Source organism: Paracoccus sulfuroxidans, from assembly GCF_007830335.1.
Taxonomy (GTDB): domain Bacteria; phylum Pseudomonadota; class Alphaproteobacteria; order Rhodobacterales; family Rhodobacteraceae; genus Paracoccus; species Paracoccus sulfuroxidans.
In genome coordinates, this window is record NZ_VLKU01000005.1 from 172,715 (window position 1) to 186,690 (window position 13,976).

Consider the following 13,976-nt stretch of genomic DNA (forward strand, 5'->3'; position numbering starts at 1 on the left):
TTGTCCTTTCAGTAGGCGTGGGTGTCGTTTTCATCGATACTCTCGGGCGTGACCTTGCCCCAGAGCACGCGGTAAACCCAGGCGGTATAGGCGATGATCAGCGGCAGGAAGATGACCCCGGCCACCAGCATCACGAACAGCGTCTGATGCGAGGACGAGGCGTCCCAGACCGAAAGCGAGCTGGTCGGATGGGTCGAGGACGGCAGGATGAACGGGAACATCACCAGCCCGACCGAAGAGATCATGCCGAAGATCGCCATTTGCGAACAGAGGATCGGCAGCGTGTCCCGCCCCGAGCGCAGTGCGCCAATGGCCAGCAGCGTGCCCAGAAAGCCCAAGACCGGGGCGATCAGGATCCACGGGCGTTCGCCATAGGCGGCCAGCCAACTGCCCTGCCGCAGGACCTCATGGATCAGCGGGTTCGAGGGGCCGTCATGCGCGGGTGGCGTGACGAAAGCATAGCCGGTGACGCCAAAATACAGCCAGAGCCCCGCCAGCGCATAGCCCGCCAGCACGACAAGCCCCGCACGTACCCCATAGCGGCGGGCGCGGGACTGGAGGTCTCCGGTCGTTTTCAGCACCAGCCAGCCCGCGCCATGCAGGACCAGCAGCGCCAGCGAGACGACACCGCAAAGCAGCGCAAACGGGCGCAGCAGGCCGAAGAACTTGGCAAAAAGCCCGCCCTCATAGACTGGCATCAGGCTGGGGGTCAGGTGGAACGGCACGCCCAGAAGGACATTGCCGACCGCCACACCGAAAAGCAGCGCAGGCACCGCGCTGCCGATGAAGAGCGCCCTGTCCCACATGGCCCGCCAGCGCGGGTCCTTGCGTTTGCTGCGATATTTGAACGCGACCGGGCGCAGGATCATTGCGCCAAGGATCAGGAACATCGCCAGATAGAAGCCCGAGAAGCTGATGGCATAAAGCGGCGGCCATGCGGCAAAGATCGCGCCACCGCCCAGAATGAACCAGACCTGATTGCCCTCCCAGACCGGGCCCATGGTGTTGAAGACCACCCGCCGCTCGATATCCGTGCGGGCGACGAAGGGCAGCAGCGTCCCTGCCCCCATGTCGAAACCGTCGGTCATGGCGAAGGCGATCAGAAGCACGCCCATCAGCAGCCACCAGATGACGCGCAGGGCCTCGAATGAGATCAACTCATAAAGGATCATCTTGCGATCTCCTTGCTCGGGGACAGGCGCGCGCGATGGCGGGCCATCCAGTCATCGGTCAGCGTCACATCGTCATGCGGGCCCTTGCGGATGTATTTCAGCATCAACCCGATCTCGACCACGAAGAGCGCCGAATAGAGCAGGAAGAAGCCCATCAGGGTCAGCCCGACCTCGGCCACGCTGAGATTGCTGACCGACATGGCGGTCGGCAGCACGCCGTCGACCGTCCAGGGCTGGCGGCCGAATTCGGCGACGATCCAGCCCATCTCGACCGCGATCCAGGGCGCGGGGATCATCACGACGGCCAGGCGCAGCGCCCAGCCCGGAAAGCGCATGTTGCGAAACGAGGCGCGCCAGAAGAAATAGACCATCAGCAGGATGAAGCTGAAGCCCAGCCCGACCATGATGCGGAAGGCCCAGAAGATCGGCCAGACGGTGGGGACCGTATCGGCCGCCGCCTGCTTGATCTGGGCATCACTCGCCTGACGCGGATCGTCGATGTAGCGTTTCAGCAGATAGGCATAGCCCAGGTTTTCCTCATGCTGGCGGAATTCGGCGATCAGGGCGGGGTCGACGCCGGTGGCGGTGTGCTCCTGTATCTGCATTAGCAGGTCATATGCGGTCAGCCCGTCACGCACGCGCTGTTCCGATTCCGCCTCAAGCTCGTCGAAGCCGGGGATCTGCTCGGTCAGCGAGCGGGTGCCGATCAGCCCCATCACATAGGGGATATGGATGGCCCATTTCGTGTCGCGCGTCTCTTGCTGGGGCAGGCCAATCAGGGTGAAGGCCGCAGGCGCGGGCTGGGTTTTCCACATCGCCTCGATGGCGGCCATCTTCATCTTCTGGTTCTGACCGGTGTCATAGCCCGACTCGTCGCCCAGCACGACCACCGACAGCGCGCCCGCCAGCCCGAAGGCCGAGGCGACCGCGATCGAGCGGCGGGCCAGTTCGATATGCCGCCCCTTCAGCAGATACCAGGCCGAGACCCCCAGCACGAAGACCGAGGCCGTCACATAGCCCGCGCTGACGGTATGGACGAATTTCGCCTGCGCGACGGTGTTGAAGACGACGTCATAAAAACTGACCAGCTCCATGCGCATGGTAACCGGATTGAACTCGGCCCCCACGGGGTTCTGCATCCAGCCGTTCGCAATCAGGATCCACAGCGCCGAGAAATTGGTGGCGATGGCGACCAGCCAGGCCACCATCAGGTGCCCGCGGCTCGACAGCCGGTCCCAGCCGAAGAACCACAGGCCGACGAATGTGGCCTCCATGAAGAAGGCCATCAGCCCTTCCAGCGCCAGCGGCGCGCCGAAGATGTCGCCGACATAGTGCGAATAGTAGGCCCAGTTCATGCCGAACTGGAACTCCATGGTGATGCCCGTGGCCACGCCAAGGGCAAAGTTGATCCCGAATAATGAGCCCCAGAACTTGGTCATCTGCCGCCAGATCGGGCGGCCGGTCATCACATAGACCGTCTCCATGATCGCGACGATCACGGACAGTCCAAGGGTCAGCGGAACGAACAGAAAGTGAAAAAGAGCGGTTGAGGCAAATTGCAACCGCGAAAGCTCGACAACACCGAAGTCCATGATCTTCTCCTGCTGCGTCGGGACAGGTTAGGACAATTCCATACGGAAATCAGCCCCCTGAAGATCACTGGGACGATGTGACGCAAGGACAATCGCGGCTTGTGGCAGGGCCTGACGGATGCCCGCCAGCACCGCCCTGGCGGTGGCCGCGTCCAGCCCCTCGGTCGGCTCATCAAGGATCAGGAGTTGCGGCTGGCGCAGGATCGCACGGGCCAGCGCCAGCCGCCGCTGCTCGCCGCCCGAAAGCCCCGCGCCTCCGTCCTTCAGCCACAGATCCAGCCCGCCCCGCAGGTGATCCAGCCTGACGGCCTGCAGAGCGGCCAGCAGTTCGGCATCCTCAGCAACGGGCGCGGCCAGCGCCAGATTGTCGCGCAGGGTTCCGGCGATCAGCGCCGGGCGCTGCGGCACCATGGTCAACCGGGCGCGCAGCTCGCCCTCGTCCCAGTCTGTGGGCCGGATACCGCCAAGCCGGATCGGCGGCTCCGCATCCGGGCCAAGTCCCGCGATCCGCTCCAGCAAGGTGGTCTTCCCCGCCCCGCTGGGACCCGAGACCGCCAGCACCTGCCCCGCGCCAAGGGTCAGATCGCCGATGGTCAGGGGCAGCACCGCGCCCGTCTGCGCCGTGCCTTGCGGGGCGGGGATCTCCAGCATCGGCCCCACGCGCTGCGCCGCGTCGCGGATGCGGCCATATTCCGTGACCATCCGGCGCAAAGGGGCGGTCGCCTCGCCCAGTGCCAGCGCGGCAAAGAAACACGCCCCGGCAATAGCGGGGCCGAATGCGCCGCTCTCGACACCCATCGCGCCCAAAGCCAGCGCGCCGCCCATCGTCGCCGCCCGGGTCAGATCCAGGATCAGCGCCGCATCCCGTTCGTCCAGGTCCTGAAGCGCGGCCATCTCGGCCACCCGCGCCTCGGCCTGCATGGCCTGTGCCAGCTGGTGCGGCAGGCGGCCATGGATCGCCAGATCATCCCGCGCGGCGATCAGGTCCAGCGTGTAGCGGCCAAAGGCGGCGCGCGCGGCCAGTTCCTGCGCCGCTGTCCGAGGCCCCCGCCGCGCGCCCCAAAGGCCCGCCGCAATGGCCCCGCCCAGATGGGTGCCTGCGATCCAAAGCGCCATCACCCCACCCGCCAGCCAGCCGATCAGCCCGCCCACCGCCACAATCGCGATCAGCCCCGCAACCAGCGGCATCACCACCCGCAATGGCAGCGCATCCAGCGTATCGGTATCGGCCACGACCTGCGCCAGCGCCGCGCCGCGCCTTTGGCGCTGAAGCTGCCGCCAGGGCGCACGGGCCAGCCCGCCCAGCACCATCAGCCGCAGCGCCGCCACGCCGCGCAGCGTCGCGTCATGTCCCAGCCACCGCTCTCCATAGCGCGAGGTGGTGCGCAACAGCGCCAGCCCGCGGATCGAGGCCGCAGGGCGAAAAACGTCGAACATGCCCCCCGCACCCGCCAACCCTGCCAGGGCGGTCGCGCTGATGAACCAGCCCGAGAGCACCAGCAGCCCCGCCCCGGCCAGCAGCACGACCACCGCCAGCAGCATCGCCCGCCCCATATGGCCGCCCGCCGCCATCACCCGCCAGATCCGCCACATCATGGCGCGCCCAACCGATATTCACGCCCGATGGCCGCGATCAGCGCGGGGTCGTGGGTCGCCACGATCAGCCCGGCCCCGCCGCGATGCGCCGCCAGCAGGCCCTGCGCCACCCGTTCGGCCGTGCCGGCATCCAGATCGGCTGTGGGTTCATCGGCAAGGATCCAGCCGGGTGCGCCATAAAGCGCGCGCGCCAGCGTCAGCCGCCGCGCCTCGCCGCCCGAAAGCCCCGCGCCCCTCTCTCCCAGCCGGGTGGCTTGCCCCTCAGGCAGCCCCTCGGGCAGGTGATCCGCCGCCGCCGACCGCAGGGCGGCGTCCAGATCGCCCGCGCGTCCCATCCGCAGATTCTCCTCCAGCGAGGCATCAAGGAAATGCACGGCCTGCGGCATCCAGCCCAAGCCCGCCCGCCATGCATCAGCGTTCTGCGCGTCCAGCGCCTGCCCCGCCACCAGCACCTGCCCCGCCTCGGGCGCCTCCAGCCCCGCCAGCAGGCGCAGCAGCGTGCTTTTGCCCGAGCCACTCGGCCCGGTCAGCACCAGCGCCTCGCCCGCCCGCAAGTCGAGGTCAGGATAGGCGATCCCGCGATGACGCAGGCCCCGCAGCGCAATGCCACCAACCGCCAGAGGCACCGCAGGCGCCCCCAAACCAGGCATGGCCGGAGCCTCGGCCATCTCCTGCGCGATCAGCGCCGCCGCCGCATCGGCCGAGGCGCGGTCATGCCAGGCCGCCGCCAGATCGCGCAGCGGCTGATAGAACTCGGGCGCGATCATCAGCAGAAACAGCGCCTGCCCCACGCTCAGCGGCGCGCCCCACATGCCGAAGCCGAAATGCCCCAGCAGCGAAAAGCCGCAGAAGACCGCCATGATCGCCACGCCAAGCGCCGCAAACAACTCCAACACGGTCGAGGACAGGAAGGCGATGCCCAGCACCTGCATGGTGCGCGCCCGCAACGCCTCGGCGGCGCGACCGAACTCGTCCCGCAGCCGCTGACCCGCCCCCAACAGCCGGATGTCGGGCAAAGCGGCCACGCGATCGGCCAGCAGGGCGCCAAGGCTGCTCATCTCCTGAAACTGCGCGCGGCTGGCGCGCCCGGCGGCATGGCCGACCAGCGCCATGAAGACGGGGATCACCGGCCCGGTCAGCAGAAGGATCAGCCCCGCCGCCCATGAGACCGCGAATGCGCACAGCAAAATGACCAAAGGCACGACCGCCGCCCGCGCAAAACCCATGCCGTAGCGCACGGCATAGGGCACGATGGCCGCCGCCTGATCGCCCGCCACCAGCGCCAGCGCCCCCGCACGCGGCAGGACCGCCCGACCCGAGACAACCTGCAACAACTCGCCCCGAAGCCGGGTCACAGCCCCCAAAGCCGCGCGCTGCGCCACCCCCTCAGCCAGATGGTTCAGGCCCCCGCGCGCCAGCCCGCAGGCCACAAACCCCAGGATCACGCCCAAGGAAACCCCACGCCCCTCGACCAGCCCCGCCAAGACCCAGGCGGCACAGCCCGCCATCGGCAGCCAGCAAAGATGCGCAATCACCGAAAGCAAGGCGGCCAAACGCAAGGCCCGCGCCTCTGGCGCCAGCAAGCGCCGGGCTGCACCGCGTTCCGCCCCGTCCTGCTCCATAATCCGCCGTTTTCCTGCCTCAACTCGCGCTCAGGCTAACGGCCCCCGCCCGCATTGCAAATGCGGCGCTCTGTCCAAACGCGGCCTTTCCGACTATGACGCCCCCCAACCCCAGCCCGGAACGGACCAGCACGCGTGACCAAACTCTACATCGATGCCGACGCCTGCCCCGTCAAATCCGAGGCCGAACGCGTCGCCACCCGCCTGCGCATCCCGATGATCCTCGTCTGCAACGGCGGCATCCGGCCCTCGCAGAACCCGCTGGTCTCGCTGATCGTGGTGCCCGAGGGCCCGGACGTCGCCGACCAATGGATCGCGGCGGAATGCGGCCCCTCGGATGCGGTGGTGACCGCCGACATCCCGCTGGCCGACCGCTGCCTCAAGGCAGGCGCGCGGGTCATCCAACCCAATGGCGAGATCCTGACGCAGGCCAATATCGGCCCCCGCCTCGCCGCCCGCGATCTGATGAGCGATATCCGCTCGGCCGACCCCTTCCACCAGACGCGCGGCGGCCATGGCTTTTCCAAAGCCGACCGCTCCCGCTTCCTGCAATCGCTGGACCGGGTGCTGGGCGAACTCTTGCGCCAAGGCTGACCGCCCGCGCGCTTCTTTCATGTCGAAATATCCCGGGGGGCAGCGCTTGCGCTGCGGGGCAGAGCCCCACCTTCTTCACCCAGACGTCAAAACGCCTTGAAGGTCATCGTGGTCAGCGTCCGGCTGATGTCGGGGATGTCGAACAGGTTCTCCGACAGGAAGCGGCCGACATCCTGATCCTCGGGGACATAGACCTTGGCAATCAGGTCGAACTCGCCCGAGGTCGAGTAAAGCTCGCTCACCACCTCGCGGTCATAGATGGCATCGGCAACCTCATAGGTCTTGCCGGGCGAGCAACGGAACTGAACGAAAACGGGCCGCATCTTCACCTCGCTTGCTGTGCCTTGGCTGAACCTAGCCCGCCGTGGGGGCGGTGGTCCAGTGCCCCCGCGCCAGCCCGCGCCAGAAACGCCACATCAACAGCAGCGCCGCCACCGACAAACCGGCGACCAGCCCCAGCCACAATCCGGCCGGGCCGATCCCCGCAACAAAGGCCAGCCCATAGGCCACCGGCATGCCGATCAACCAATAGCTCACCGCCGCAATGATCATCGGCACGCGGGTGTCCTGCACGCCCCGCAGCAGGCCAAGCGCGATCACCTGCAAGGCATCGGTCAGCTGGAACAGCGCGGCATAGAACATCAGATAGACGGCAATCTCGACAATCGCCGGGGTCTCGGGATGGGTCGCGTCCAGATACAGCTCGACCAGCGGGCGCGGGAACCATTCGAAGACCGCCACCGCCATCAGCGCCACCACGATCGAGACGACGGTCACCGTCAGCGCCGCATCCTTCATGAAGGCGGCGTCATTGCGCCCCTTCGCCTGCCCCGCCCGCACCGTCGCCGCATTCGACAGGCCCAGATGCACCATGAAGGTGATCGAGGCCAGCTGCAGCGCAATCCCATGCGCCGCCAGCTCGCGCGTGCCGATCCAGCCCATCATCATGTTCGAGCCGACGAACAGCCCGCCCTCGGCCACCATGGTCAGGCCAATGGGCATGCCCAGCCGGAACACCGCCCGCATCGCGGACCAGTCGGGCCGCCACCAGCGCTGGAACAGGCGATAGCGCCGCGCCGTCGGCAGCCAGCGCGCATAGGCGATCAGCAGCACGAATTGCAGCACCTGCACCGAGAGTGACGCGATGGCCGAGCCCCGCACGCCCAGCTCGGGCGCGCCCAGATTGCCGAACAGGAAGACCCAGTTCAGGAAGATGTTCACCGGCAGGCCCGCCAGCGTGACCAGCATCACCACCTTGGGCTTTTCCATCGCCGCCAGATAGCTGTTCAGCGTCAGCGCCCCCAACATCGGGATCAGGCCAAAGCCTGCGATGCGCAGGAAATCCTGCGCCAGCCCCGCCACCACCGGCTTCTGGCCAAGGGCCAGCAGGATCGGCTCGGACCACCACATCAGCGGCATGACCAGCAGCGAATAGATCAGCGACAGCCACAGCGCCATCCGGGCCGAGCGCCGCACTTCGGCCTCGTCCCCGCGCTGGATGGCCGAGGCGATGACGCCCATCACCCCGATCCCGAAGCCCATGCCCAGAAAGAACATCAGGTTGAAGAATGAGGTGGCGATGATCAGCGCGGCCAGCGGATCGACCCCGTACCAGCCCACCAGAACGGTGTCGCTGACATGGATCGCCATGCGCGACAGATGGCTGCCGACCAGCGGCAACCCAAGCGCCAGAGTGGCGCTGACATGCGGGACGAAACGAACGAGAGTCATTCCTCTGCCTTATCCCTGCGCCGATCATTGGGCAAGCGCCTGCAAGACGGGCCATCCGACGCCTGCAAACTGCTGCGAAATGGCCACGGATCGGGGGCGGATCAGGGGCGGATCTCGACCTCGGTGCCGATGCGGGTCAGGGCGAAAATCTCTTCGATCTCGTCATCGTCGATGGCGATGCAGCCCTCGGTCCAGTCGCCCTTCACCCGGAAACCATCGGGGATCGTGTTCGGCTGACCATGGATCATGATGTCGCCGCCCGGATCGAAGCCGCCCGCCCGCGCCGCGCGGCGGTGCTGGGGCTGCGGATAGTCGATGCCCAGCGACAGGTGAAAGCGGCTTTGCGGGTTCAGCCGGTCAACGCGGAAGACACCCTCGGGCGTGCGCCCGTCGCCCTGCCGCGACTTGTTGCCGTCGGGCGAGAAGCCAAGCGCGATCTTGTAGATCTTGGCCGGGCCTTCCTGCTGAAACACCGTCATCCGCCGCGCCTGCTTTTCAATCAGGATGCGCTGCACCGGGCTGGTCAGTTCGGGCGCGACCGAGGTCTGCGGGATGTAGTGATCGGGCATTTCGGGGGCCGGAACCGGCTCCAGCCCCGCGCGCAGATAGACATAGCCGCCCCAGATCAGAAAGGCGATCGACAGCGCCGAGAACAGCGAGGCCAGGCGTTTCATCTGTCGATCTCCTTTCTGGTGCAGGCGCTATTGCAGGTCGCTGAAGGCAGCAGTCAGACGCCGCCCGGCTTCCTCCACGCGGGCGCGCGGCGTGGCAAGGTTGAAGCGCATGAACTGCTGGCCGCCCTCGCCGAAGGTCGGGCCGTGGTTCGCGGCGATGCCCGCGCCTTGCGCGATGCGGCGCTCGATCTCGGCCTGATCCATGCCGGTGCCGGAAAAATCGACCCATGCCAGATAGGTCGATTGCAGCGGCATCGAGCGCAGCCCCGGAATCGCATTCACCGCCGCGTCGAAGATCTGCCGGTTGCCGTCCAGATAGGCGACCAGCGCGTCGACCCATTCCGCCCCTTCGGGCGAATAGGCGGCTGCGACCATGTTCAGCCCGAACAGCCCCGGCGAAATGCCCATTGCCGCCATTTTCTGCGTCAGCTTCTTGCGCAGATCGGGGTCGGAAACGATCATATTGCCGATATGCGCGCCCGCGATGTTGAAGGTCTTGGTCGCGGCGGTCAGCGTGATCAGCCGGTTGCGGACCTCGGGCGCGGCGTTGGCCAGAACCGTATGGCCCTGCCCGCCCGGCATCACCAGATCATGATGAATCTCATCCGAGATCAACAACAAGTTGTGTCTCTCACAGAAGGCGGCGACCTCGCGCAGCTCCTCGGGCGTCCAGACGCGGCCGCCGGGGTTGTGCGGCGAACACAGGATCAGCATCTTTTCCTTGCCGGTCAGCATGCCTTCCCAGCGGTCCCAGTCCATGGCGTAAAGCCCGTCCTTCTGCGTCAGCGGCAGCTCGACCACCTCACGCCCGGCGGCGCGAACGACGCGGGCGAAGGCGTGATAGACCGGGGTCATCAGCACCACGCCGTCGCCGGGCTGGGTGAAGGCATCGACGCACAGCGCGGTGCCGTTCACCAGCCCATGCGCGGTCAGGATCCATTCGGGCTGAACCTCCCAATCGTGGCGGTTCTTCATCCACCAGCGGATCGCGTCCAGATAGGGGCCATGCGCGCCCGGATAGCCATAGACCCCATGCGCGGCCATGTCCTCGACCGATTTCTGCACGGCGGCGGGCGGGCGGAAGTCCATATCGGCCACCCACATCGAGATGCCGGTGCGCGGGTCGACCCCATAGATCGCCTGCATATCGTCCCATTTCGAGCACTGCGTTCCCAGCCGGTCGATGTCTTCGTCAAAATTCGGGGTGGACATGGCTTTCTCCTGATTTCCTTGCATAGAATAACGGCTTGTTGCGCAGGTCCAACCCTTGCCCTAGATGATACGCATGACATTGCGAAATATTCTCATCCATCCCGATCCGAGGCTGAAAAAACACTGCGAGCCCGTCGCACGCATCACGCCCGAGATCGAAACGCTGGCCGCTGACATGCTGGCCACGATGTATGATGCGCCGGGCGTCGGCCTTGCCGCGCCACAGGTCGGTGAACTTCTGCGCCTTTTCGTGATGGATTGCGAAAAGGACCCCGAGGCCGAGCATCACCCGATCGTCATGCTGAACCCGGTGATCACCTGGTCCTCCGAGGGGCTGAATACCTATGAGGAAGGCTGCCTCTCGATCCCCGACCAATATGCCGATGTGACTCGCCCGGCCGAGGTCCGCGTCAGCTGGCTGGGGCTGGACGGCAAGGCGCATGAGCGTGAATTCGACGGCCTCTGGGCCACCTGCGCCCAGCACGAGATCGACCATCTGGATGGCAAGCTGTTCATCGACTACCTGAGCCCGCTGAAGCGCCAGATGATCACCCGCAAGATGGTCAAGCTGAAGCGCGAAAGGGCGCAGGCCTGACACGATCCGCCGATCCCGCCCTGACGCGGGGTCGCGTGCCGGAACTGCCGCGCCGGTCCCTCCGGCATTGACGTCACTCTGCCTGCCGTGCCGGCCCTGCAAAGGCGGGCGCGCAACAGCGAAGCCAAGCCATGACCGTCCGCCCTTTCCTGCCTCATACCGACCGCCGCCTGCACACCCCGGCCGAGCCTGTGAACGCGATCACCGAAACCGTGCGGATGATCTGGGACGACATGATCGACACCATGGACGCGATGCCCGGCGTGGGGCTGGCCGCGCCGCAGATCGGCATCATGCAGCGGCTGGCGGTGGTCGATGCCTCGGACAAGCGCGGGCAGGCGATCCGCATGGCCAACCCCGAGGTGCTGCACGCCTCGGTCCAGATGCGCACCCATGACGAGGCCAGCCCGAACCTGCCCGGCGTCTTTGCCCGGATCGAGCGGCCCCGCGCCGTCACCGTGCGCTTCCTGAATGCCGATGGCGAGATCGAGGAGAAGGACTTTGTCGGCCTTTGGGCCACCTCGGTCCAGCATCAGATCGACCATCTGAACGGCAAGCTTTACGTCGACCACCTGTCGCCCCTGCGGCGCAAGATGCTGGTCGCGAAATCCGACAAGCTGAACCGGCGCTAGCGACATGCGTCAGAGAGAGGATCACGTGCAGAACCGCAGAAGCCTGTTCTTCATCCCGGTCTTGCCGCTGCTGGTCGGGCTGCTGCTGGCGGCAGCCTCGCTGACGCCCTCGCTGATCCCGCGCGACGGCATCTTGCAGGGGGTTCTGGCCGGGATCTCGACGGCGGCGGGCTATGTGGTCATGCAGTTTCTGCTGTCGCTCTGGCGTTCGCTGGAGCTGCCGGTGTTCCGCGGGCGGGTCGCGGCGGTCCTGCACGCGCTGGTCGCCATTCCGGTGTTGGCGACGCTGGTCTTCTGCGTGCTGAAATCGCGCGAGTGGCAGAATGGCATCCGCGAACGCATGGGCATGCCGCTGCTGGAAGTCAGCAACACCACCAAGACGATGCTGGTGGCGCTGGCGGTGTTTCTGGCGCTGTTCGTGATCGGGCTGCTGGTGCAGGCGCTGTTTGATCTGCTGCGCCGCCGTCTGGCGCGGCATATCCCGGCCAGAAGCGCCAATGTGCTGGGCCTTCTTCTGGCGGCGATGGTCGTGGTGACGGTCACCCGCGACGGCGTGGTCAGCTGGCTCTTCGGCATCGCCGACCGCTCCTACGCGGCGGCGCAACAGCTGGTCGACCCGGAAATTCCGCCGCCCGGTGAAAGCTGGAAGCCGGGATCGGCCAGTTCGCTGATCAGCTGGGAGCTGATGGGCAAACCCGGGCGCGATTTCATCACCAAGGGCCCCGGCCGCGACGTGATCGAGCGTTTCACAGGCCGCCCGGCCATGCCGCCGCTGCGCATCTATGTGGGCCGCGCGCAGGACGAATCGCCGCGCGAACGCGCCCGCATCGCGCTGGAGGAAATGAAGCGCGTCGGCGCCTTCACCCGCAAGATCCTGATCGTGGCCAGCCCCACCGGCACCGGCTGGATGGACCCGGCCAGCTATGACGCGCTGGAATACATGCATGACGGCGACGTGGCGACCGTGGCGGTGCAGTACTCTTATCTGCAAAGCCCGCTGGCCCTGATCTTTGAGACCCGTGCGGGCCTTGATCAGGCGACCGAGACCATGCAGGCCATCTATGACTACTGGCTGTCGCTGCCGGTGAACCAGCGCCCGCGCCTGTATATGCACGGGATCTCGCTGGGGTCGTGGTCGTCGATGTATTCCTTCAACCCGCTGCAGATGATCAATGAGCCGATCAATGGCGCGCTTTGGGCCGGGCCTCCCTTCCCGTCCGAGCTGTGGCGGCAGGCCAATGCCGCGCGCGACATGGACAGCCCCTTCGTCCTGCCGGTCGTCGATGATGGTCAGGTGATCCGCTATTCCAGCCAGTATTCCAAGCCCGACGCCCTTGGCACGCCTTGGGGCGGCGTGCGCATCCTGTTCATGCAGCACGCCAGCGACGCCATCGTCTTTTACGACCCGTCGTCGCTGTGGCGCGCGCCGGTCTGGATGAATGAGGCCCCGGCCCCCGATGTCTCGCCGCAGCTGTCCTTCACCCCCATCGTGACGCAGTTGCAACTGGCGGTGGACATGCTGGTCAGCACCTCGACGCCCAGCGGTTTCGGGCACAATTACCACGCGCATGAATATATCGACGGCTGGGTCGCCGTGTCGGAACCCGCTGGCTGGACCGCCTCTGACACCGACCGGCTGAAGGCGATCTGTGGCATCGGAGAGCAGCTGGGATGCCAAAACGACTGACCATCGGCCTGCTGCTGTTTCTGGCGCTGGTGGTTCTGGGCTTTTGCGCGAACACCGCCCGCAACGTCGCGCGCTGGCAGCCCTTCACCGAAACCCCGGCCGAGCGGTATGAGCTGCTGGCCTCGGGGTGGCGGTTGATCTCGCCCCCCGGACCGGGGCCGCACAAGGCGGCGGTGCTAATGTCGGGCTGCGACGGCGTGCATGACAACATGGACTTCTGGGCGGGCCGCTTCGTCGCGATGGGCCGGGCCGCGCTGATCGTCGACAGCCACCACCCACGCGGCATGGACCAGCATCAGGCATGGCGCGCCGTCTGCGCGGGCCAGATGCTGACCGGGGCCGAGCGTGCGGGCGACATCGCCGTCGCACTTGAGGCGCTGCATCAGATGCCCAACATCGACGCGCAGGACGTGATCGTCCTTGGCGCCTCGCATGGTGGCTGGGCGGTGATGGAGCTGTTGCAGCTTCTGGACCAGACCGAGCCGCCGCCGGGCCTCAGCGAATGGCCCGCGCGCCGCGACCAGCTGGCCCGCCAGATCGGGCCGGTGATCCTGCTTTACCCCTATTGCGGTCTGGCCAGCGGTGCGGGCGATGCGATCTGGCCCGAATGGGTGCGCGGGCTGATGATCCTGGCGGAAAAGGACAGCGTCGTCGACACCGAGAAATGCCTCGAAATGGCCGAGGGGCTGGTCGTTCAGGGGGCAAAGCTGGAGGTCACGGTGCTGCCCGGCGCGGATCACGGCTTTGACCAGAGCGAACGCTCGGTCCTGTCGCCGCTGAAATTCGACCAGCGCTACACCGATGAGGCCGTCAGGCTGATCGACCGCTTCCTGCAGGGTTTTGCCAATCCCGCGCCGCAGGGCTAGAAC

At 66.6% G+C, this 13,976-nt stretch carries 13 protein-coding genes; 5 read left to right on the forward strand and 8 right to left on the reverse strand.

The window, feature by feature from the left end:
* Positions 1-8 precede the first annotated feature (8 nt).
* The 4 genes from cydB to IQ24_RS09800 are packed head-to-tail and all read right to left on the reverse strand — an operon-like array spanning position 9 to position 5,919.
* Positions 9-1,172 (reverse strand): cytochrome d ubiquinol oxidase subunit II, encoded by a 1,164-nt coding sequence (gene cydB / locus IQ24_RS09785; protein ID WP_145397770.1) that lies wholly within the window; start codon positions 1,170-1,172, stop codon positions 9-11.
* Positions 1,169-2,764: a cytochrome ubiquinol oxidase subunit I gene (locus IQ24_RS09790; RefSeq protein ID WP_145397771.1), complete on the reverse strand. Its 1,596-nt coding sequence runs from the start codon at positions 2,762-2,764 to the stop codon at positions 1,169-1,171. Before IQ24_RS09790 ends, cydB begins: the two co-directional genes overlap by 4 nt.
* A 27-nt stretch (positions 2,765-2,791) precedes the next feature.
* The gene (locus IQ24_RS20495; RefSeq protein ID WP_158637505.1) at positions 2,792-4,360 is read right to left on the reverse strand and encodes an amino acid ABC transporter ATP-binding/permease protein; all 1,569 of its coding nucleotides are present in this window, start codon (positions 4,358-4,360) and stop codon (positions 2,792-2,794) included.
* Positions 4,357-5,919 (reverse strand): ABC transporter ATP-binding protein/permease, encoded by a 1,563-nt coding sequence (locus IQ24_RS09800; RefSeq protein ID WP_242008058.1) that lies wholly within the window; start codon positions 5,917-5,919, stop codon positions 4,357-4,359. Before IQ24_RS09800 ends, IQ24_RS20495 begins: the two co-directional genes overlap by 4 nt.
* Positions 5,920-6,117: 198 nt before the next feature.
* Here IQ24_RS09800 and IQ24_RS09805 point away from each other — a divergent pair, with 198 nt between their 5' ends.
* The gene (locus IQ24_RS09805; RefSeq protein WP_145397774.1) at positions 6,118-6,576 is read left to right on the forward strand and encodes a YaiI/YqxD family protein; all 459 of its coding nucleotides are present in this window, start codon (positions 6,118-6,120) and stop codon (positions 6,574-6,576) included.
* Positions 6,577-6,662: 86 nt separating this feature from the next.
* Here IQ24_RS09805 and IQ24_RS09810 read toward each other — a convergent pair whose 3' ends face one another.
* From IQ24_RS09810 to IQ24_RS09825, 4 genes are all read right to left on the reverse strand, one after another.
* A complete protein-coding gene (locus tag IQ24_RS09810; protein ID WP_145397775.1) occupies positions 6,663-6,899 on the reverse strand; it encodes an Lrp/AsnC ligand binding domain-containing protein in 237 nt (78 codons plus the stop codon).
* A 31-nt stretch (positions 6,900-6,930) separates the two neighbouring features.
* Complete coding sequence (locus IQ24_RS09815; RefSeq protein WP_145397776.1) at positions 6,931-8,307, reverse strand: MATE family efflux transporter; 1,377 nt, start codon at positions 8,305-8,307, stop codon at positions 6,931-6,933.
* A gap of 101 nt (positions 8,308-8,408) precedes the next feature.
* The gene (locus IQ24_RS09820; protein ID WP_145397777.1) at positions 8,409-8,981 is read right to left on the reverse strand and encodes a L,D-transpeptidase family protein; all 573 of its coding nucleotides are present in this window, start codon (positions 8,979-8,981) and stop codon (positions 8,409-8,411) included.
* Between the two features lie 27 nt (positions 8,982-9,008).
* On the reverse strand, positions 9,009-10,193 hold the full coding sequence (locus IQ24_RS09825) for a MalY/PatB family protein (protein ID WP_145397778.1): 1,185 nt from the start codon (positions 10,191-10,193) through the stop codon (positions 9,009-9,011).
* 73 nt (positions 10,194-10,266) lie between these two features.
* On the opposite strand from IQ24_RS09825, the gene def (IQ24_RS09830) reads away from it, so the two are divergent.
* The 4 genes from def (IQ24_RS09830) (at position 10,267) to IQ24_RS09845 (ending at position 13,973) form a co-directional block, all read left to right on the forward strand.
* On the forward strand, positions 10,267-10,788 hold the full coding sequence (gene def / locus IQ24_RS09830; RefSeq protein WP_145397779.1) for a peptide deformylase: 522 nt from the start codon (positions 10,267-10,269) through the stop codon (positions 10,786-10,788).
* Positions 10,789-10,919: 131 nt separating this feature from the next.
* The gene (gene def / locus IQ24_RS09835; protein WP_145397780.1) at positions 10,920-11,420 is read left to right on the forward strand and encodes a peptide deformylase; all 501 of its coding nucleotides are present in this window, start codon (positions 10,920-10,922) and stop codon (positions 11,418-11,420) included.
* 25 nt (positions 11,421-11,445) lie between these two features.
* On the forward strand, positions 11,446-13,107 hold the full coding sequence (locus IQ24_RS09840) for an alpha/beta hydrolase (protein WP_242008059.1): 1,662 nt from the start codon (positions 11,446-11,448) through the stop codon (positions 13,105-13,107).
* Complete coding sequence (locus tag IQ24_RS09845) at positions 13,092-13,973, forward strand: dienelactone hydrolase family protein (protein ID WP_145397782.1); 882 nt, start codon at positions 13,092-13,094, stop codon at positions 13,971-13,973. Before IQ24_RS09840 ends, IQ24_RS09845 begins: the two co-directional genes overlap by 16 nt.
* Positions 13,974-13,976 lie beyond the last annotated feature (3 nt).